The 18670-nt window shown below is 73.0% G+C and carries 20 protein-coding genes; 4 read left to right on the top strand and 16 right to left on the bottom strand.

Annotated features, from left to right (window positions below):
- Nucleotides 1-62 precede the first annotated feature (62 nt).
- Together EQG70_RS07230 and clpS are read right to left on the bottom strand one after the other, a co-directional pair.
- Entirely contained in the window at nucleotides 63-623 is a 561-nt protein-coding gene (locus tag EQG70_RS07230) for a DUF2017 domain-containing protein (RefSeq protein ID WP_017833242.1), read from the bottom strand.
- Nucleotides 623-961: an ATP-dependent Clp protease adapter ClpS gene (gene clpS / locus EQG70_RS07225; protein WP_017833243.1), complete on the bottom strand. Its 339-nt coding sequence runs from the start codon at nucleotides 959-961 to the stop codon at nucleotides 623-625. Before clpS ends, EQG70_RS07230 begins: the two co-directional genes overlap by 1 nt.
- Nucleotides 962-1070: 109 nt before the next feature.
- On the opposite strand from clpS, the gene EQG70_RS07220 reads away from it, so the two are divergent.
- A complete protein-coding gene (locus tag EQG70_RS07220) occupies nucleotides 1071-2366 on the top strand; it encodes a nicotinate phosphoribosyltransferase (RefSeq protein WP_109268246.1) in 1296 nt (431 codons plus the stop codon).
- A 112-nt stretch (nucleotides 2367-2478) separates the two neighbouring features.
- Nucleotides 2479-3090, top strand: coding sequence for an isochorismatase family protein (locus tag EQG70_RS07215; RefSeq protein WP_017833245.1), 612 nt, complete (start codon nucleotides 2479-2481; stop codon nucleotides 3088-3090).
- A 55-nt stretch (nucleotides 3091-3145) separates the two neighbouring features.
- Here the strand turns inward: EQG70_RS07215 and EQG70_RS07210 are convergent, their stop codons facing one another.
- The 6 genes from EQG70_RS07210 to EQG70_RS07185 form a co-directional block, all read right to left on the bottom strand.
- Nucleotides 3146-4948, bottom strand: coding sequence for a DEAD/DEAH box helicase (locus tag EQG70_RS07210; protein ID WP_109268025.1), 1803 nt, complete (start codon nucleotides 4946-4948; stop codon nucleotides 3146-3148).
- Nucleotides 4949-5069: 121 nt separating this feature from the next.
- Nucleotides 5070-5405: a DUF3039 domain-containing protein gene (locus EQG70_RS07205; protein ID WP_035928859.1), complete on the bottom strand. Its 336-nt coding sequence runs from the start codon at nucleotides 5403-5405 to the stop codon at nucleotides 5070-5072.
- Nucleotides 5406-5462: 57 nt separating this feature from the next.
- On the bottom strand, nucleotides 5463-7118 hold the full coding sequence (locus EQG70_RS07200; protein WP_269149906.1) for a hypothetical protein: 1656 nt from the start codon (nucleotides 7116-7118) through the stop codon (nucleotides 5463-5465).
- Nucleotides 7100-7957, bottom strand: coding sequence for an ABC transporter ATP-binding protein (locus EQG70_RS07195; protein WP_109243479.1), 858 nt, complete (start codon nucleotides 7955-7957; stop codon nucleotides 7100-7102). Before EQG70_RS07195 ends, EQG70_RS07200 begins: the two co-directional genes overlap by 19 nt.
- A gap of 168 nt (nucleotides 7958-8125) precedes the next feature.
- Nucleotides 8126-9088, bottom strand: a complete 963-nt coding sequence (locus tag EQG70_RS07190; protein WP_017833250.1) for a tetratricopeptide repeat protein — start codon at nucleotides 9086-9088, stop codon at nucleotides 8126-8128.
- A gap of 239 nt (nucleotides 9089-9327) precedes the next feature.
- A complete protein-coding gene (locus tag EQG70_RS07185; protein ID WP_017833251.1) occupies nucleotides 9328-9669 on the bottom strand; it encodes a hypothetical protein in 342 nt (113 codons plus the stop codon).
- A 69-nt stretch (nucleotides 9670-9738) separates the two neighbouring features.
- On the opposite strand from EQG70_RS07185, the gene nucS reads away from it, so the two are divergent.
- Together nucS and EQG70_RS07175 are read left to right on the top strand one after the other, a co-directional pair.
- A complete protein-coding gene (gene nucS / locus EQG70_RS07180; RefSeq protein WP_031282930.1) occupies nucleotides 9739-10434 on the top strand; it encodes an endonuclease NucS in 696 nt (231 codons plus the stop codon).
- Nucleotides 10435-10758: 324 nt separating this feature from the next.
- Complete coding sequence (locus EQG70_RS07175; protein WP_017833253.1) at nucleotides 10759-10962, top strand: cold-shock protein; 204 nt, start codon at nucleotides 10759-10761, stop codon at nucleotides 10960-10962.
- A gap of 75 nt (nucleotides 10963-11037) precedes the next feature.
- On the opposite strand, the gene murA is transcribed toward EQG70_RS07175, so the two are convergent.
- The 8 genes from murA to atpE form a co-directional block, all read right to left on the bottom strand.
- A complete protein-coding gene (murA, locus tag EQG70_RS07170; RefSeq protein ID WP_109268027.1) occupies nucleotides 11038-12315 on the bottom strand; it encodes a UDP-N-acetylglucosamine 1-carboxyvinyltransferase in 1278 nt (425 codons plus the stop codon).
- A 128-nt stretch (nucleotides 12316-12443) separates the two neighbouring features.
- On the bottom strand, nucleotides 12444-12719 hold the full coding sequence (locus EQG70_RS07165) for a F0F1 ATP synthase subunit epsilon (protein ID WP_031282932.1): 276 nt from the start codon (nucleotides 12717-12719) through the stop codon (nucleotides 12444-12446).
- Between the two features lie 2 nt (nucleotides 12720-12721).
- Nucleotides 12722-14188, bottom strand: a complete 1467-nt coding sequence (atpD, locus tag EQG70_RS07160) for a F0F1 ATP synthase subunit beta (protein WP_017833256.1) — start codon at nucleotides 14186-14188, stop codon at nucleotides 12722-12724.
- A gap of 55 nt (nucleotides 14189-14243) precedes the next feature.
- Nucleotides 14244-15155 carry a F0F1 ATP synthase subunit gamma gene (locus tag EQG70_RS07155; RefSeq protein WP_017833257.1) on the bottom strand — a complete coding sequence of 304 codons (912 nt, stop codon included), beginning with the start codon at nucleotides 15153-15155 and terminating at the stop codon, nucleotides 14244-14246.
- Nucleotides 15156-15215: 60 nt separating this feature from the next.
- Nucleotides 15216-16841, bottom strand: coding sequence for a F0F1 ATP synthase subunit alpha (atpA, locus tag EQG70_RS07150; RefSeq protein WP_017833258.1), 1626 nt, complete (start codon nucleotides 16839-16841; stop codon nucleotides 15216-15218).
- A 151-nt stretch (nucleotides 16842-16992) separates the two neighbouring features.
- The gene (locus tag EQG70_RS07145; protein WP_109268028.1) at nucleotides 16993-17805 is read right to left on the bottom strand and encodes a F0F1 ATP synthase subunit delta; all 813 of its coding nucleotides are present in this window, start codon (nucleotides 17803-17805) and stop codon (nucleotides 16993-16995) included.
- On the bottom strand, nucleotides 17805-18356 hold the full coding sequence (locus EQG70_RS07140; protein ID WP_031282934.1) for a F0F1 ATP synthase subunit B: 552 nt from the start codon (nucleotides 18354-18356) through the stop codon (nucleotides 17805-17807). Before EQG70_RS07140 ends, EQG70_RS07145 begins: the two co-directional genes overlap by 1 nt.
- A 47-nt stretch (nucleotides 18357-18403) precedes the next feature.
- Nucleotides 18404-18607, bottom strand: a complete 204-nt coding sequence (gene atpE / locus EQG70_RS07135) for an ATP synthase F0 subunit C (RefSeq protein WP_017833261.1) — start codon at nucleotides 18605-18607, stop codon at nucleotides 18404-18406.
- Nucleotides 18608-18670: the final 63 nt, after the last annotated feature.

The following is an 18670-nucleotide window of genomic DNA, read 5'->3' as shown; positions in this document are numbered from 1 at the left end:
GTGCCGCCGTGAGCCGCGTCACCCCCGGCCGGGGCGGGGGCCGCCCGGGGTGTCGTGCCCGGTCAGTCCCGGGGCAGGTCGTGGAGGAGGGCCTCCATGAGGGTCTCCTGCAACCACGAGACGAAGTTGTACAGGAGCGACATGTACGTCTCGACGTCCTCGATCGCGGACCAGTCGTCGTAGCGACCCACGCGCTCGGCGTCGGCCTCGCTGCGGATCCCGAGCCGGTCCGCCAGCACCAGCCGCACGTCGTTGAGGGCCTGCCCGAAGGCCTGCGCCTGGGCGGGGTCCAGCCGCACGGGCTGGGCCTCCAGCGCGAGGGCCGCCTGCTGCAGCACGCCGCGCTTGGTCTCCCGCAGCCCCCGCTCCGTGTACCGGCGGAACTCGGCGGCGCGCTCGGGGTCCAGGCTCCCGTCGGGCAGCAGCCGCCGCAGCGCGGAGTCGTCGGGGACGGTGGCGTCCCCGGACACGCCGAGCATCCGCTCGAGCGAGTCCTCCGAGGCCGGCTGCTCGGGGGCGAGCGCCTGGGCGACGTCCGCGAACAGCTTCTGGAGCAGCTCCTTCTCGGGCTCCTCGAAGCGGGCGGTGATGCCCCGGCGGGTGGACCGGAAGCCCTGCGCCATCAGTGGCCCCCCGCCTGCTCGAAGGTGGCCCACAGTCCGAAGCCGTGCATCGCCGCGGTGTGGGTCTCGGCCTCCTCGAGGGAGCCGCTGGCCACCACGGAGCGCCCGTGGTGGTGGACCTCCAGCATCAGGGAGCGGGCCTTCTCCTCCGGGTAGCCGAAGTAGGAGCGGAACACGTAGGTGACGTAGCTCATGAGGTTGACGGGGTCGTCCCACACGACCACGTTCCACGGGGTCTCGGTCTCAGTGGCCACGGACGTCGCGCCGGTGGGCCGGGTGCCGGTCTCCGGGGTGGCGGTGGCCGCGGGGCGGGCGGCGGCGGGAGTAGCGCAGTGCATGGTCCGTCCATCGTAGCGAGTGCCGGAGACGGGGCGCACCGGCGGCGTCGCTAGAGTGGTGCCCGTGAACCAGCGCAGCCACCGGTGGGCCCCGCCGCCCACGTCCCTGATGACCGACCACTACGAGCTGACCATGCTGCAGGCCGCCCTGCACGCCGGCACCGCGCAGCGGCGCAGCGTGTTCGAGGTCTTCGCCCGGCGGCTCCCCGCTGGGCGGCGCTACGGCGTGGTGGCGGGCACGGGGCGCCTCCTCGAGGGGCTCGGGAGCTTCCGCTTCGGCGACGAGCAGCTGCGCTTCCTGTCGGACACCGGCGTGGTCAACCGAGCCACCCTGGACTACCTCGCCGACTTCCGCTTCACCGGCTCGATCTCCGGCTACGCCGAGGGCGAGGCGTACTTCCCCTCGTCGCCGCTGCTCGTGGTCGAGGCCACCTTCGCCGAGGCGTGCGTGCTCGAGACGTACTTCCTGTCGGTGCTCAACTACGACAGCGCCGTGGCCTCGGCCGCCTCCCGCATGGTGGGTGCCGCGGCGGGGCGCCCATGCATCGAGATGGGCTCCCGGCGCGCCCACGAGGAGGCCGCCGTCGCGGCCGCGCGGGCGGCGGTCATCGGCGGCTTCGACTCGACGTCGAACCTCGAGGCCGGGCACCGCTACGGGATCCGGACGGTCGGGACGGCCGCCCACTCCTTCACGCTCCTGCACGACACGGAGGAGGACGCCTTCCGCGCCCAGCTCCAGTCCATGGGCCGGGACACCACCCTGCTCGTCGACACCTACGACGTCGAGACCGCGGTGCGCAAGGCCGTGGAGCTCGCGGGTCCCGGTCTGGGCGGCGTGCGCCTGGACTCGGGCGACCTCGTGACCCAGGCCGCCTGGGTGCGCGGGCTCCTCGACGAGCTCGGCAACCCGGACACCCGCATCACCGTCACCTCGGACCTGGACGAGTACGCGATCGCGGCCCTGAACGCCGCGCCCGTCGACGCGTTCGGCGTGGGCACCCGAGTGGTCACCGGCTCCGGCGCGCCGACGTCGTCGATGGTCTACAAGCTGGTGGCCCGAGAGGACTCCTCCGGCGAGCTGCGGCCCGTGGCGAAGGCCGCGAAGGGCAAGGTGTCCGTGGGCGGGCGCAAGCACGCCCTGCGGCGCCGGGACGAGCGGGGCACGGCGACCCACGAGATGGTCGGCATCGGCCGGCTGCCCGACGACGACGGCGACGACCGGCCGCTGCTGGAGGACTTCGTCCGCCGCGGCGAGCTGCTGGACGGCTGGACGGGCCCGGAGGGGGTCCGCCGGGCCCGGGAGCGGCACGCGACGTCCGTGGCGGAGCTGCCCCGCTCGGCCCGGCGGCTCAGCGAGGGCGACCCCGTGATCCCGACCGTCCTGGGGCCCGAGGCCCCGGCCTGAGCGGCCGTCCGGGCGGCGCGCGCCGGGCGGGATCCGCCCGGCGGCACCCGCCGGAGGAGCACCACCGGGCGAGAAGCACGAGCGTGAAGCACCGAACAGAGGGAGGAACACCATGAGGACCGCACTGATCGTCGTCGACGTGCAGAACGACTTCTGCGAGGGCGGCTCGCTGCCCGTCGCCGGAGGCGCGGCGGTGGCCGCCGCCGTGTCGGAGCACCTGGAGGACCACCACGGGGACTACGCGGCCGTCGCGGCCACCCAGGACTGGCACGTCGACCCCGGGGCGCACTTCTCCGACGAGCCGGACTACGTGGACTCCTGGCCCGTGCACTGCGTCGCCGAGTCCCGCGGGGCCCACTCCCACCCGGACCTGGACACGGACTGGATCCAGGCGTGGTTCCGCAAGGGCGAGCACGACGCCGCCTACTCCGGCTTCGAGGGGCTGCTCGCCCCGGACGCGGACGTGCCGATGGGCGACGACGAGGACGTCGACGACGAGCCGGACGTGAGCCTCGACGACTGGCTGCGGGAGCACGAGATCGAAGCCGTGGACATCGTGGGCCTGGCGACCGACCACTGCGTGCGGGCGACCGCCCTGGACGCCGTCGAGGCCGGCTACGACACCCGGGTGCTGGTGGAGCTCACCGCGGGCGTCGCCGCGGAGTCCACGGAGCGCGCCCTGCGGGAGATGGCCGAGGCGGGGGTCGAGGTCGTCCGGTCCTGACCCGTGCCCGGCAGCGGACCGCCCCGTCCCGGGCGGTTCGCGTCCCGGGTGCGACTCACTTGCGCCCGATGAACCAGTCCTGCAGCTTCTTCACCCGCGCCTGGAGCTGCGCCTCGTTCGCCTGCGCCACCGCGGGTCCGCCGCACACCCGGCGCAGCTCGTTGTGGACCATGCCGTGCGGGGTGCCGGTGCGGGACGCCCAGGCCGAGACGTTCTTGGACAGGGTGGCGCGCAGCTCCTTGAGCCGCCGGTGGTCGGGCACCGCCGGCTGCTCCGGGGCGCGGGCGGCGCCGGGGCGCCGCCGGGCGTGCTGGGACTGCCGCTCCCGCAGCAGCGCCGAGACCTGGTCGGCCTCGAGCAGTCCCGGGATGCCGAGGAAGTCCGCCTCCTCCTCCGAGCCCACCGCCACGCCGCCGCCGAAGGCGCCGCCGTCGAAGAGGACCCCGTGGAAGGACGCGTCCGAGCCGATGGCCTCGAACCGGCCCTGGGCGAGGGCCGCGGACGCCTTCTCCTCCCGGTTGGCCTCCTCGAGCAGGTCGTCGTCCCAGCCCTCCTCGAGCGGGTCGGCCGGCAGGCCGGTCTCCTCCGCGGCGGGCTTGTCGAGGGCGTGCTCCCGCTCGGCCTCCATCTCGTTGGCGAGCTGCATCAGCGCCGGCACGGACGGCAGGAACACGGAGGCCGTCTCCCCGCGCTTGCGGGCGCGCACGAAGCGGCCGACCGCCTGGGCGAAGAACAGCGGCGTGGACGTGGACGTCGCGTAGACGCCCACGGCGAGCCGGGGGACGTCGACGCCCTCGGAGACCATCCGCACGGCCACCATCCAGCGGCTGTCCCCCGCGGAGAACTCGTCGATCCGGTCCGAGGCGCCCTTGTCGTCGGAGAGGACCACGGTGGGGTTCTCCCCGGTGATCCGGCGCAGCTGCGCGGCGTAGGCCTTCGCGTCCTGGTGGTCGGTCGCGATGACCATCGCTCCGGCGTCCGGCACGGTGCGCCGCACCTCCGTGAGCCGCTGGTCCGCGGCCTGGAGCACCGACGGGATCCACTGCCCGTTCGGGTCGAGCGCCGTGCGCCACGCGTGGGCGGTGATGTCCTTCGTGAAGCCCTCGCCGAGCTCCGCGGCCATCTCCTCCCCCGCGCTGGTGCGCCAGCGCATCTGCCCCGAGTAGGCGAGGAAGATCACGGGCCGGACCACGTGGTCCTTGAGCGCGTCGCCGTAGCCGTAGGTGTAGTCGGCGCTCGAGCGGCGGATGCCGTCCCCGTCCTCCAGGTAGCGCACGAACGGGATCGGCGCGGTGTCCGAGCGGAAGGGGGTGCCGGTCAGGGCGAGCCGGCGGGCGGCGGGGTCGAAGGCCTCCTGGAGCCCGTCGCCCCACGTGAGGGAGTCCCCGGCGTGGTGGATCTCGTCCATGATCACCAGGGTCCGGCCCGCCTCGGTGCGGGCCCGGTGCAGGAGCGGCTTCATGGCCACCTGCGAGTAGGTCACGGCGGCGCCCAGGTAGTCCCGGCCGTGGGAGCCGTCCGCGTTCTTGAAGTTCGGGTCGATCGCCAGGCCCACGCGGGCGGCGGCGTCCGCCCACTGCCGCTTGAGGTGGTCCGTGGGTGTCACCACCGTGATCCGGTTGACGGTCCCGCGGTCGAAGAGCTCCTTGGCCACGCGCAGCGCGAAGGTCGTCTTGCCGGCCCCGGGGGTCGCGACGGCCATGTAGTCCCGGGGCTGTGCCTCGAAGTAGCGCTGCAGCGCCTCCGCCTGCCAGGCGCGCAGCTTGGGGGCCGTGCCCCACGCGGCGCGGTCCGGATAGGCCGGGGGGAGGTCGGCGGCGGCTGCGCCGAACAAGGAGAGCTGGTCGTCCTGGGACACTCTGGCGACGTCCTTTCGCTCGTGGTGCCGCGGCCTCGTGGCCGCGGTGGATGACGGGGGCGCGGCGGCGGGCCACGCAAAAGCGCCCGCCGGCGGCGGGCGCTTGCTCGGCCGGGGGTGCTCAGCCCTGGTCGTCGCCCTGGTCGTTCGGGGGGCGGAGTCCGTCGTAGATCTCCTTGCAGGTCGGGCACACCGGGAACCGCTGCGGGTCGCGGCCGGGGACCCAGACCTTGCCGCACAGGGCGATCACGGGCTCGCCGGAGAGGGCGGACTCCATGATCTTCTCCTTGCGCACGTAGTGCGCGAAGCGCTCATGGTCGCCCGGCTCCTGGAGCTCCCTGGTCTCCTCCCGCTCGATCGTCGAGGTGCCCCCGGCCGGCTGCGCCGGATCGGCACCGTACGGGGTGTCGTCCGGGCCGTTCGTCGGGGTGCCGGTGGTCGCCGCTGAGACATGCATGGGCGCCAGTTTACCCCGTCCCCGCCGACCCCCGTGCGCCGGAAGCGCCCGTCCCGCTCAGCGGAACTGGGCGACCTCCTGGAGCAGCTCGGGGGCCCGCCGGTCGTACCAGCGCCCGCCGAGGACGATCCCGCCCCAGCACAGCAGCGGGCCGAGCACCGCCCCGGCGGCCAGCCCCGCCCAGCCCCACACGGGGTCGCCGGTGAAGACCTGCACGAGGAGGGGGACGGCGGCCGGCAGCACGAGGACGAGGATCAGCCCCAGCGCCACGAACTGGACGAGGACGTTCAGGACGGTGAAGCCCTGCGGCGTCTTCAGCGGGGACGCGCCCGGCGGGGCCACGGGGTAGGTGTACCGGGCGGACATCACCGAGGACAGGCCCGCCCCGCCCAGCAGCGCCAGCAGCGCGGTGCCCGCGACCCCGGGCAGCAGCTGCCACCGGCCCTCGACCGCGAACGGCAGCAGCAGCCCGGCCGCCGTGAGCGGCACGGCGATCACGAGCAGCGCGAGCACCCGGCCCGCGCGGTCGTGGACGCCCCGCACACCGGTGAGGACGTGCAGGTGCAGGGCGGTGTTGTCGTAGGACACGTCGCCCGAGATCTGGTACGCGAGCAGCGCCGCGATCATCGGGCCCAGGGCGTAGAGGAGGACGCCGCCTCCCTCCGGGTCCCGGGAGAACCACATGAGCACGGCGAGGGCCGGGATGACGAGCAGACCGGCCGAGTAGCGGGGGTCCCTGACCCAGTAGACCAGGCACCGGGCCGCGACGGCCGCCCACGGGCGCCGGGGCGCGAGGTCGAGGAGCCCCGCGCCGGCGGCCCCCTCGCGCGGGGCCGCGGTCCGCCCGCCGGCCGTGCTGGTGAGGGCCCGCTCCTGCGCGACCCGCCAGACGAGGACGAGGACGACGACGGTCAGGACCGTGACGGCCAGCCGGGCGGCGGCGGAGCCCCACCGGCCGGCGGCGACGTCGGCCGGGACCGCCCAGACGGCTCCGACCGGTGTCCACGCGAGCACGCCGGCGTACTGCGGCAGCCGGTCCCACAGCCGCTCCAGCCCGCTCAGCAGGCCGGTGAGGATCGGGCCGAGCAGCACCAGGGCCACGAGCGCGGCCAGCGAGACCAGCTCCGTGAGGCGCCGGCGGCGGCCGAGACCGACGGCGAGGGCGGTGACGCAGCGGGATCCGGTGACCACGAGGGCCAGCGCGAGCGGCACGCACAGGAGGGCCGCGATCAGCGCGGCCGCGGACGAGCGCCAGGAGCTCACCGTGGCGAGGAGCGCCACGACGGTGAGCGCACCCGGCACGCCGACGACCGCGCCGAGGGCCTGGCCCCACTGCACCTGGCCCACGGACAGGGGCAGGAGGGCGAGGCGGGCCGGGTCCAGCGTGGCGTCGGCCCGCGCCGCGAGGATGGGCAGCAGCCACCAGGCCAGCACGGCCGCCGACCCGGCCAGCACGAGGACGGTGCGCACCAGGGACAGGTCCTGACGGCCCAGCAGGAACAGCGCGACGACGGCCAGGCCCAGCAGGAACACGAAGTAGGCGGCGCCCAGCACGGTCCCCACGAGCACCCAGGTGCTGCGGGTGAGGGTGTTGACGAGGATCCTCGCCTTGAGGCCCACGAGGCGCCCGGCCAGGGCGGCGGTGCCCGCCCGGGCGGGGGCGAGGCCCTCCGGGGCCGGGGCGAGCTCCGGGCTCACTCCGGGCGCAGCCACGGCAGGCCCTCCCCCGTCTCCCGGCGCCCGCCGACCAGTTCGACGAACCGGTCCTCGAGCGTGGCACCGGCCCGGACCGCGTCGACCGTCCCGGCGGCCAGCACCCGGCCGCGGTCCATCACGGCGACGTGGTCGCACATCCGCTGCACGAGGTCCATGACATGGCTGGAGACGACCACGGTCCCGCCGGCGGACACGAAGCCGTGCAGGATCTCGCGGATGTTCGCCGCCGAGACGGGGTCGACCGACTCGAACGGCTCGTCGAGGACGAGCAGGCTCGGGGCGTGGATGAGGGCGCCGGCCAGCGCGATCTTCTTGGTCATGCCGGCGGAGTAGTCCTGGACCTGGGTCCCGGCGTCGGCCGTGAGGTCCATGGCCCGCAGCAGGTCGTCGGTGCGCTCGGCCACGACGTCCCGGTCCATGCCGCGCAGCAGGCCGGCGTAGGTGACGAGCTGGCGTCCGGTGAGCCGGTCGAACAGGTGCAGTCCGTCCGGCAGCACGCCCATGAGCTGCTTGGCCCGCCGGGGCTCGGCCCAGACGTCGACACCGGCCACGCGGGCGCTGCCCGCCGTGGGGCGGAGGAGTCCGGTCGCCATGGACAGCATCGTGGTCTTGCCGGCGCCGTTGCGTCCCACGAGGCCGAAGAAGGAGCCGCGGGGGACGTCGAGGTCCACGCGGTCCACGGCGACCTTGGCCTCGAGGGTGCCGGGGCGGCCGAAGACCCGGACGAGCCCGCGCACGCTCAGCGCCGGCGGCCCGCCGGACGGGGGCGCCGGGGTGTCCGGCGCGGGGGCGCCGGTCCGTTCCGGGGCGGCCTGCGGGAGGTGCTGGTGGCTCATGCCCCCAGCGTAGGCAGGCGGGACCGGGCGCGCCTCCGGCGCGCGGCGGAGCCGGCCCCACCGGCGCGCGGGATGCGCTCCACCGTGCGGCGGAGGACGCGCCCCGCGCGCCGGCGGACGGTGGCCGTGCGGGCGGGGCGGTCAGGGGGGGGCGTCAGGGGCGGGGGCTCAGAACAGGGCACGCATCAGGGCGCCCCGGGCGGTCACCGTGCGCGGGTCCTCGGCGCCCACCACGTCGAAGAGCTCGAGCAGGCGCAGCCGGACGGCGTCCCGCTCCTCCCCGGCGGTGCGCCGCACCAGGTCCAGCAGCCGGCGGAAGGCGTCCTCCACGTGGCCGCCCGAGACGTCGAGGTCGGCGACGGCCAGCTGCGCCGCCACGTCCTCCGGGGCGGCGGCGGCCTCGGCGCGGACCGTCGCGGCGTCCAGCGGCAGCACCCGCTGGAGCAGGTGCACCTGGGCGAGGGCGAGCTTCGCCTCCCGGTCCCCGGGGTTCTCGGCGATCGCCTTCCGGTAGGCGGCTTCGGCGGCGTCGACGTCCCCGGCCTCGAGGGCGTCCACGGCCTCCTGGTGCAGCGGGGGCAGGGGCTCCGGCTCGTCGTCGGGGCGGACGGGCTCCACGGTGCCCGTGATCCCGTTCTGCTCGGCGAGCGCGAGCAGCTCGTCCAGCAGCTGGGTCACCTGCTCGGCCGGGACCGTGGAGTTGAACAGCGGGACGGGCCGCCCGCCGAGCAGCGCCACCACGGTGGGCACGGACTGCGCCTGGAACATCTGCGCGATCTCGGGGACCGCCTCGGCGTCCACGGAGGCCAGCAGGAGCCGTCCCCGGTAGCGGTCCACGACCTGCTCCAGGGTGTCGGTGAACGCCACGGACTGCTCGCTGAAGCGGGCCCAGAGGGCGAAGACCACGGGGACCCGGGTGGAGAGCTCGGCGACCTCCTGGAAGTCCGCCGCCGTCACCTCCCGGCGGTACCCGCCCGGCCGGCCCTCCCCCGCGGGCTGCCCGCCCGGCCCGGCGGCGGGCACGGCGCCCAGGTCCACCGCGCCCCGCACCGACGACGGGAGCGGGGCCTCCTGCGGCGGCGGAGCGGTCTCGGCGGTGCGGCGGGGCTGCTGGTGCTGGAACTCGTTCACGGGGCGTCTCCTGAGGGCTCGTCGACGGGCACGGCGGTCCGCTGGGCCGTCGGTGTCGGGGCGGGATCGGTGGTCCGGTCCGCCGGGCCGGGGCGGCGGCCGGCGGCGGGACGGCGCCCGGCGGGCGCCGCGGGTCTTCCACGATTATCGGCCGCTGGGGGCGGCTCGGCCACCGGTGCGCCCGCGTGTCCGCTCCCGGCGTGACGCCGTGACGGCGGCCGCGCCGGGCGGGGCCGGGCTCAGCGGCGGGTGCGCCAGCAGCGCTCGTGCCAGTGGCGGCGGTCCTCGAAGGCGCTGCGCGCCCCCAGCAGGGAGTCCTGCTGCCAGACGACCAGGTGCGCGATCCCCGGCGGGATCGACCGGCCGCAGCCGGGGCAGGTGTAGGTCTTGACCGCGTTGGCGGGCCGGACGTGGCGGACCAGCCAGTCCCCGTCCGCCGAGCGCTCCACCGTGGGCGCCGGCTCCAGGACGCGTTCGACCGACCACGGCTCCTGGGCGGCGCCGCGCTGCCACTTGCTCGCGCGCGGGCCGCTGCCGGGGCCGCCGTGGCGGCGTCGGGAGGAGTGGTTGGAGCGTGGCACCGCGCCATCGTCTCACAGCGGGGGCCTCCGGGTCCGGGCCGGGTCCCGCGGAGCGCTAGGCTGGTCCGCGTGCGTCTTGTCATTGCCGATTGCTCCGTCGACTACGAAGGGCGTCTGCGCGCCCACCTGCCCGCCGCCCGGCGTCTCCTCCTCGTGAAGGCGGACGGTTCCGTGCTCGTCCACTCGGACGGCGGCAGCTACAAGCCCCTGAACTGGATGAGCCCGCCCGCCCGCCTGCACGTCGGCGAGCCGGAGGCCGAGCTCGCGGCCGAGGGCGTGCTGCAGACGTGGACCGTCCAGGCCGCCAAGAGCGACGACCGCCTCGTCATCCAGGTGTTCGAGATCCACGAGGACGTCTCCCACGAGCTGGGCACCGACCCCGGGCTGGTGAAGGACGGCGTCGAGGCGGACCTGCAGCGCCTGCTCGCCGAGCAGATCCACCGCCTGGGCTCGGGTCACACCCTGGTCCGGCGCGAGTACCCCACCGCGATCGGGCCCGTGGACATCCTGGCCCGCGACGCCGCCGGCGCCACCGTGGCGGTCGAGCTCAAGCGCCGCGGCGACATCGACGGCGTCGAGCAGCTCACCCGGTACCTCGAGCTGCTCAACCGGGACCCCCTCCTGGCGCCCGTGCGCGGGGTGTACGCCGCCCAGCTCATCCGGCCCCAGGCCCGGGTGCTCGCCGAGGACCGGGGCATCGCGTGCCTGACCCTCGACTACGACGAGATGCGCGGGCTCGACGACAGCGGCTCGCGCCTCTTCTGAGCCCACTCCTCCGGGCCCACCGGCGCGGGCCCGGGTCCGCGCCGGGCGCCGCCGGGGTCACGCGCTCGGCGAACAGCCCGCAACACGCGATGATCAGCAGGCGAACAACGTTGACCGCCCCCGGGGAGTGTGTGAAGCTGAACGTGTTCTTCGTTCCATGTTTTGCATGCTCGCAGAACGGGTAAGCGAGCGTGACGTTCGACCCTGGCCCTGGTCCTCCTCCTTCGGGAACGGAGACCGCGGCCCTCGGCTCATCTCGTGGTACCGCCCTTCAGTGCACGACCTGTGCACACGTTTCGCACCATCTCGCAAGGAGAGATCTTCATGGCCCAGGGCACCGTCAAGTGGTTCAACGCCGAAAAGGGCTTCGGCTTCATCACCCCCGACGACTCCGACTCGGACGTCTTCGTCCACTACTCGGAGATCCAGTCGGGCGGCTTCCGCACCCTCGAGGAGAACCAGCGCGTCGAGTTCGAGATCGGCCAGGGCCAGAAGGGCCCGCAGGCCACCGGCGTCACGCTCATCTGATCCGCTTCCCGCGCACCGGCTGAGCACGGAGCCCCGCACCCGTCCCGGGTGCGGGGCTCCGTCGTGCCGGCGTGCTCAGTACGCGGTGACGACCAGGTGCCGTTCGACGGCGGCCCCCGCGGCCCCGAGCTGCTCGACGAAGTGCTCGTAGCCGCGATCGACGTGCTGGACGCCGCTCACGTCCGTGGTGCCGACGGCGGCCATGCCCGCGATCACGAGGGCCGCGCCCGCCCGGATGTCCATGGCCTCCACCGGCGCCCCGGAGAGCACCGGCATCCCCGCCACCAGGGCGTGGTGGCCGTCGAGGCGCACGCTCGCGCCCAGCCGCTCGAGCTCGGCCGTGAAGCCCCAGCGGGCCTCGAAGACGTTCTCCGTGACCATGCCGGAGCCCTCGGCCACCGCATTGAGGGCCACCACGAACGGCTGCAGATCGGTGGGGAAGCCCGGGTACGGCAGCGTGGACACGTTGATCGCCCGCGGCCGCCGCGGTCCGGCGACCACGAAGCGGCCCCCGTCCGTGTCCACGCGGCAGCCCGCGGAGCGCAGCTTGTCCAGCACCACGGTCAGGTGGCCGGGCTCCGCGCCCTCGATCTCCACCGTCCCCCCGGTCACGGCCGCGGCGAACGCCCAGGTGCCCGCGACGATCCGGTCGGGTACCGTCCGGTGCTCCACCGGGCGCAGGGACGCCACCCCGGCGACCGTCACGGTGCTCGTGCCGAGCCCCTCGATCCGGGCGCCCATCGCCTGCAGCATCCGCCCGATGTCCACGATCTCCGGCTCGCGGGCCGCGTTGTCGATGACGGTGGTGCCCTCGGCCAGCGTCCCCGCCATCATCAGGTTCTCCGTGGCGCCCACGGAGGGGTAGTCCAGGCGGAAGTGCGTCCCGCGCAGGCTGCGCGGCACGGACGCCACGAGGTAGCCGCGCTCGATCTGCAGCACCGCGCCCATCGCCTCGAGGCCCGCCCGGTGCATGTCCAGGCCGCGGGAGCCGATGGCGTCCCCGCCGGGCAGGGCGACCTCGGCCACGTGGCACCGGGCGACCAGCGGACCGAGCACGGAGATCGACGCGCGCATCGCCCGCACCAGGTCGTAGTCCGCCTGGTGGTGCAGGACCGCCGGGACGTCGATGCGGACGGTCTTCTCGGCGCGCTCGTAGACCACCCCGCAGCCGAGCCGGCGCAGCAGCTCCGCCATGATCGTGACGTCGTGGATCTCGGGGACGTTCGTGATGGTCGACTCGCCCTCGGCCAGCAGGGTCGCCGCCATCAGCTTCAGCACGCTGTTCTTCGCGCCGGAGACGCGCAGGGTGCCGTTGACCGCGGTGGGTCCGTGCACGACGATCTTCTCTTCCATCCACTCTCCTGGGCGGTCTCGCCGGGGTCCCTGCGGGGCCCCGGGTACGGCCGCGGCCTCCGCACCGGTGGTGCGGAGGCCGCGATGTGCTGGGCGCGCGGGGCGGGGCCCCGCGCGGACGGGCGGGATCAGGCGGCGGCGGCGCCGGGCAGCTCCACGTTGTCCGCCACGATCGTCACCCGGTCGTTGTCGACGAACACGAAGCCGGCGTCGATCGTGCCCTCGAGCCGGGAGCCGTCCACGGGGTCCACCGCGAAGTCGCCGGGCTTGAGGATGCCGGCCACGGCCTCGTGGCCGGGCAGGATACCGATGTCGCCCTCGGACGTGCGGACCCGCACCATCCGGGCGGTGCCGGTCCACACGGCCTGCTCGAGGGAGACGATTTCGACGATCATCTCAGCCATGACTACTTGCCACCGGTCCGCTTCTTGATCTGCTCCCACTGCTGCATGACGTCGTCGAGACCGCCGACGTTGTAGAACGCCTGCTCCGGCACGTGGTCGAACTCGCCCTCGCAGATCTTCCCGAACGCCTCGATGGTCTCGGCGAGCGGGACCGTGGAGCCCTCGACACCGGTGAACTGCTTGGCGGTGTAGGTGTTCTGGGAGAGGAACTGCTCGATGCGGCGCGCGCGCGAGACGACGACCTTCTGCTCCTCGGAGAGCTCCTCGACGCCGAGGATCGCGATGATGTCCTGCAGCTCCTTGTTCTCCTGCAGGATCGACCGGACGCGGATCGCGACGTCGTAGTGCTCCTGGCCCACGATCTGCGGGTCGAGGATGCGCGAGGTCGAGGTCAGCGGGTCGATCGCCGGGTACAGACCGCGGGAGGCGATGTCACGGGAGAGCTCGGTGGTCGCGTCCAGGTGGGCGAACGTCGTGGCCGGGGCCGGGTCGGTGTAGTCGTCGGCGGGCACGTAGATCGCCTGCATCGAGGTGATCGAGTGGCCGCGGGTCGAGGTGATGCGCTCCTGGAGCACGCCCATCTCGTCCGCCAGCGTCGGCTGGTAGCCCACGGCGGAGGGGATGCGGCCCAGCAGGGTCGACACCTCCGAGCCGGCCTGGGTGAAGCGGAAGATGTTGTCGACGAAGAGCAGCACGTCCTGGTTCTGCACGTCGCGGAAGTACTCCGCCATCGTGAGCCCGGTCAGGGCCACGCGCAGACGCGTTCCCGGCGGCTCGTCCATCTGGCCGAACACGAGGGCGGTGTCCTTGAGCACGCCCGCCTCCTCCATCTCGACCCAGAGGTCGTTGCCCTCACGGGTGCGCTCGCCCACGCCGGCGAAGACCGAGGTGCCGCCGAAGTTGCGGGCCACACGCGTGATCATCTCCTGGATGAGCACGGTCTTGCCCACGCCGGCGCCGCCGAACAGGCCGATCTTGCCGCCCTTGATGTAGGGGGTCAGCAGGTCGATCGACTTGATGCCGGTCTCCATCATCTCCGTGGAGCCCTCGAGCTCCGCGAAGGACGGCGCCTTGCGGTGGATCGGCCAGCGCTCGGTGATCTCCAGGGAGGAGGTCTCGACGTCGAGGGCCTCACCGAGGACGTTGAAGATGTGGCCCTTGACCACGTCGCCCACGGGCACGGAGATCGGCTCGCCGGAGTCCTTGACCTCGGTGCCGCGCACCAGGCCGTCGGTCTGCTGCAGGGCGATCGCGCGGACCATGTTGTCGCCCAGGTGCTGGGCGGTCTCGAACGTGATCGTCCGCTTCTCGCCGTTGAGCTCGTACTGGGCGGTCAGGGCGTTGTAGATGCCGGGCACGGCGTGCTCGGGGAACTCGACGTCGACGACCGGCCCGATGACCCGGGCGATGCGTCCCGTGGCACCGCCCGAGACCGGCTGCCCGGCCTGTTCGCTGATGGTGGCAGTCATATCTCTCACTTCACTTGTTCGTGGTGGACACTTGCTGGATCGCCGGGACGGCCCGTCACAGGGCCTCGGCGCCGCTCACGATCTCGGTGAGCTCGGTGGTGATCTCGGCCTGGCGGGCGTTGTTCATCAGGCGCGTGTACTTCTTGATGAGGTCGTCGGCGTTGTCGCCGGCCGCCTTCATCGCCCGCTGCCGGGCCGCGAGCTCGCTGGTGGCGGCGTGCGCCAGGCTCGCGAAGAGTCGGGCGTCGATGTAGCGCGGCAGGACGGCGTCGAGGAACTCCTCGGGGTTCGGCTCGAACTCGAAGGTGCTGTCGGGCTCCTCCAGCTCCTCGAACTCCCGGGCGACCTCGTCGGTCAGCGCGTTGGCGTCCACGACCTCGAGCGGCAGCAGCCGGAGCACCCGGGGCTCCTGGACGACCATCGACTGGAACGACGTGTAGACGAGGTGGATCTCGTCGACGCCGCCGTCCTCGTACGCGGTCTCCAGGTCCTCGATCAGCACCTTGCGCAGCTCCCGCGCGCGGTCCGGCCGGGCGTTGTCCGTGTCCCCGGTCCAGTTCCGCTCGTACGGACGGCTGCGGAAGTCGAAGTACGCCTGGGCCTTGCGGCCGATCAGGTAGACCTTGGTCTCCTTGCCCTCCCCGTGCAGCAGCTCCAGCAGGCCCTCGGCCTCCTTGAGCACGTTGGACGAGTAGGACCCGGCCAGACCGCGGTCCGAGGTCATGATCACCACGGCCGACCGGCGCACCTCGTCGGCCCTCGTGGTCAGGGCATGGGAGACGTTGTGCTGGGTGGCGACCTGTGAGACCGCCCGGGTCAGCGCGTTCGCGTAGGGACGCGCCGCCTGCAGACCCTGTCGGGACTTGTTGATGCGCGAGGTCGCGATCATCTCCATGGCCTTGAAGATCTTCTTCATGGACTTGGTCGACGCGATCTTGTTCCGGTAGACCCGAATCTGCGCTCCCATGTGACTTCCTTTCGTCACCGTGTCCGGTGCGCCGCCGCGGCGGCGCACCGGACCGACCGGTTACTTCCTGACGATCCGTTCCTGGTCGACCGCGGACGCGTCGAGGGGCTCGTGCTCCTCGTGGCCCGGCTCGATCCCGTGCTTGGTGCCCCGGAAGTCCCGCTTGACCTCGGCGACGGCCGTCTCCAGCGCGGCGACGGCGTCGTCCTCGAGCTTGCCGGAGCCGACGATGGAGTCCATCACGTTGGTGGTGCGGCGCACGTGCTCCAGCAGGGCCTGCTCGAAGTCGAGCACGTCGGCGACCTCCACCTCGTCGAGGTGGCCGTTGGTGCCGGCCCAGATGGACACGACCTGGTCCTCGACCGGGTACGGGGTGTACTGCTTCTGCTTCAGCAGCTCCATCAGCCGGGCGCCGCGGGTCAGCTGCTGCCGGGACGCGGGGTCCAGGTCGGAGGCGAACATCGCGAAGGCCTGCATCGAGCGGTAGGACGCCAGCTCGAGCTTCAGCGTGCCGGAGACCTTCTTCATGGCCTTGACCTGCGCGGCGCCGCCGACGCGGGACACCGAGATGCCCACGTCCACGGCCGGACGCTGGTTGGCGTTGAACAGGTCCGACTGCAGGAAGATCTGGCCGTCGGTGATGGAGATGACGTTGGTGGGGATGAACGCCGAGACGTCGTTGGCCTTCGTCTCGATCATCGGCAGCCCGGTCATCGACCCGGCGCCCAGCTCGTCGGAGAGCTTGGCGCAGCGCTCGAGGAGGCGGGAGTGCAGGTAGAACACGTCGCCCGGGTAGGCCTCGCGTCCCGGCGGGCGGCGCAGCAGCAGCGAGACCGCACGGTAGGCCTCGGCCTGCTTGGACAGGTCGTCGAAGACGATGAGGACGTGCTTGCCGCCGTACATCCAGTGCTGGCCGATGGCCGAGCCGGCGTAGGGGGCGAGGTACTTGATGCCCGCGGCCTCGGAGGCGGGGGCCGCCACGATGGTCGTGTACTCCAGGGCCCCGTTGTCCTCGAGGGTCTGGCGCACGCCGGCGATGGTGGACGCCTTCTGGCCCACGGCCACGTAGATGCAGCGCACCTGCTTGTTGACGTCGCCGGACTCCCAGTTGGCGCGCTGGTTCAGGATGGCGTCCACGGCGATGGCCGTCTTGCCCGTCTGCCGGTCGCCGATGAGGAGCTGGCGCTGGCCGCGGCCGATCGGGATCATCGCGTCGATGGCCTTGATGCCGGTCTGCAGGGGCTCGTGGACCGACTTGCGCATGGTCACGCCGGGCGCCTGGGTCTCGAGGGCGCGGCGGCCCTCGGCCTCGATGGGGCCGAGGTCGTCGATGGGCGTGCCCAGCGGGTCGACCACGCGGCCGAGGAAGGCGTCGCCCACGGGCACGGAGAGGACCTCCCCGGTCCGCTGGACCTCCTGGCCCTCCTCGATGCCGCGGAAGTCGCCGAGGATCACGACGCCGATGTCGCGGGTGTCGAGGTTCTGCGCGAGGCCGAGGACGCCGTTCTCGAAGCGCAGCAGCTCGTTGGCCATGACCGAGGGCAGGCCTTCGACCCGCGCGATGCCGTCGGAGGCGCTGCTGACGCGGCCGACCTCGGTTCGTTCTGCGGTGCCGGGCTCGTAGGACGCGGCGAATTCGCTCAGCGCGCTACGGACGTCGTCGGCATTGATGGTGACTTCGGACATGTCCTGTCCCTGCTCTCCTAGTTCGTGATCACTGCCGTCAGCGGTGACCGTGAGTCCAAATCTGTGGCGGAACGCTGCGCTGGTCCACCGGCTGCTGCCGTTCGGCCGGTGGGGCGCCCGCCCGCGGCGGCGGCGTGGGCGCCCCCGGCGCTCAGGCGCCGATCCGCTGGCGCAGCTCGTCGAGCCGGGCCGCGACGGAACCGTCGATGACCTCCTCGCCGACCTGCACCTTGAGCCCGCCGAGCAGCGCCGGATCGACGTCCACGGTGAGCTTGAGGTCCTTGCCGTACAGCGTGTTCAGCTGCTGCTGCAGCCGGCCGCGCTGGTCCTCGGTCAGCGGTCGCGACGTGGTCACGTGCGCGATCCACCGCTGCCGGCGGGCCGCCACCTCCTCCGCGAAGCGCTCGACCAGACGGCCGACCAGGGCTCCGCGCGGCGAGAGCACGGCCTGCTCCACGAGGAGCAGTGCCTCGTCCGAGGCGCCCGGGGTCAGCCGGTGCGCCAGTCGCGTCTTGGCCTCGACCCCGGCGCGCTGGTCGCTGAGGGCGCGCTGCAGCTCGTGCGAGCCGTCCAGCACGCCCTTGAACGCGATCAACTGGTCCACGACCTGCTCGAGACCCTGGAGTCCGGCGCGGTTCTCGGCGGACGCCGCGGTGAGGGACACCCCGGCGTGCTCGAGGGCGTCGGCGAACTCGCGGTCGTCGCTCCAGCGCCGACCGGCGAGGTGCGCGACGATCTCCACGGCGTCCGGGGAGACCTTGTCGGCGAAGATCCGGCGCACGACCTGCTCGCGCCGCGGCCCCTCGTAGGAGGGGTCGGCCAGCGCGCGCCGCAGGGCGCCGTTCTCGTCGAGGATGGCGAGCACGGCGAACAGCTCACGGGCGAGCGCGGGGCTGGCGGAGCCGGCCCAGCGCTCGACCTCACGAGCGCTCTGCTGGGTGAATTCGTTCGCTGCGTCTCCCATTACCGCGCCGCACCTGCGTTCCGCTCCTGCTCCTGCTCGAGGTCGGCGAGGAAACGGTCGACCACCCGGTTGGACCGGGCGTCGTCGTCGAGGGACTCGCCCACGATCTTCGCCGCGAGCGTGGTCGCCAGGGCGCCCACCTCGTTGCGCAGGGAGACCACGGCCGCCGAGCGCTCCGCCTCGATGGTGCGGTGGGCGTTCTCGGTGATGCGCGCCGACTCGGCGTTCGCCCGGTCCTTGAAGTCCGCGAGGATCTTCTCCCCCTCGAGGCGGGCCTCCTCGCGGATCTTCTGAGCTTCCAGGCGCGCGCTCTCGAGCTGCTGGTTGTACTCGTCGCGGGCGGCGGCGGCCTCGGCCTGCGCGGCCTTCGCCTTGGCCAGGCCACCTTCGATGGCCTCGGTGCGCTCACGGTAGACCCGCTCGAACGCCGGCACGACGAACTTGACGACGAGGAAGAGCAGGATCAGGAACCCGATGCCGGTGATCAGCATTTCCCAGACGTTGGGGAAGAGGGGGTTCGCCCCTTCCTCGGCTGCCAGCAACAGTGTCATGTGCGCGATTCCTGTTCTCTCAGAAGGACGTGTACTTGGTCAGGCACTCAGGCGATGAACGCGAGCACGAAGCCCAGAATCGCGAGGGCCTCGACCACGGCGAAGCCGAAGAACAGCATCGGCTGGAGCACGCGCTGCGACTCGGGCTGGCGGGCGACGGACTGCATGTACGCGGCGAAGATCAGACCCACGCCGATGCCACCGCCGATGGCAGCCAGACCGTAACCAATAGCGCTGAGCGAACCAGTCATGAGGGGTATTTCCTTTCTAGGTGCCCGGGGGCCGGGCGTCGTAGCCGTGTCGGCTCTGAACAT

The organism is Kocuria rosea, from assembly GCF_006094695.1.
Taxonomy (GTDB): Bacteria; Actinomycetota; Actinomycetes; order Actinomycetales; family Micrococcaceae; genus Kocuria; species Kocuria rosea.
This window is presented reverse-complemented; position numbering and strand designations above follow the sequence as displayed.

Bases quoted from the DNA above. Each gene is read 5' to 3' on its own strand.
- EQG70_RS07230 (WP_017833242.1), bottom strand. From the start codon at position 623: ATGGCGCAGGGCTTCCGGTCCACCCGCCGGGGCATCACCGCCCGCTTC.
- clpS (WP_017833243.1), bottom strand. From the start codon at position 961: ATGCACTGCGCTACTCCCGCCGCCGCCCGCCCCGCGGCCACCGCCACC.
- EQG70_RS07220 (WP_109268246.1), top strand. From the start codon at position 1,071: ATGACCGACCACTACGAGCTGACCATGCTGCAGGCCGCCCTGCACGCC.
- EQG70_RS07215 (WP_017833245.1), top strand. From the start codon at position 2,479: ATGAGGACCGCACTGATCGTCGTCGACGTGCAGAACGACTTCTGCGAG.
- EQG70_RS07205 (WP_035928859.1), bottom strand. From the start codon at position 5,405: ATGCATGTCTCAGCGGCGACCACCGGCACCCCGACGAACGGCCCGGAC.
- EQG70_RS07195 (WP_109243479.1), bottom strand. From the start codon at position 7,957: ATGAGCCACCAGCACCTCCCGCAGGCCGCCCCGGAACGGACCGGCGCC.
- EQG70_RS07175 (WP_017833253.1), top strand. From the start codon at position 10,759: ATGGCCCAGGGCACCGTCAAGTGGTTCAACGCCGAAAAGGGCTTCGGC.
- murA (WP_109268027.1), bottom strand. From the start codon at position 12,315: ATGGAAGAGAAGATCGTCGTGCACGGACCCACCGCGGTCAACGGCACC.
- EQG70_RS07165 (WP_031282932.1), bottom strand. From the start codon at position 12,719: ATGGCTGAGATGATCGTCGAAATCGTCTCCCTCGAGCAGGCCGTGTGG.
- atpD (WP_017833256.1), bottom strand. From the start codon at position 14,188: ATGACTGCCACCATCAGCGAACAGGCCGGGCAGCCGGTCTCGGGCGGT.
- EQG70_RS07155 (WP_017833257.1), bottom strand. From the start codon at position 15,155: ATGGGAGCGCAGATTCGGGTCTACCGGAACAAGATCGCGTCGACCAAG.
- atpA (WP_017833258.1), bottom strand. From the start codon at position 16,841: ATGTCCGAAGTCACCATCAATGCCGACGACGTCCGTAGCGCGCTGAGC.
- EQG70_RS07145 (WP_109268028.1), bottom strand. From the start codon at position 17,805: ATGGGAGACGCAGCGAACGAATTCACCCAGCAGAGCGCTCGTGAGGTC.
- EQG70_RS07140 (WP_031282934.1), bottom strand. From the start codon at position 18,356: ATGACACTGTTGCTGGCAGCCGAGGAAGGGGCGAACCCCCTCTTCCCC.
- atpE (WP_017833261.1), bottom strand. From the start codon at position 18,607: ATGACTGGTTCGCTCAGCGCTATTGGTTACGGTCTGGCTGCCATCGGC.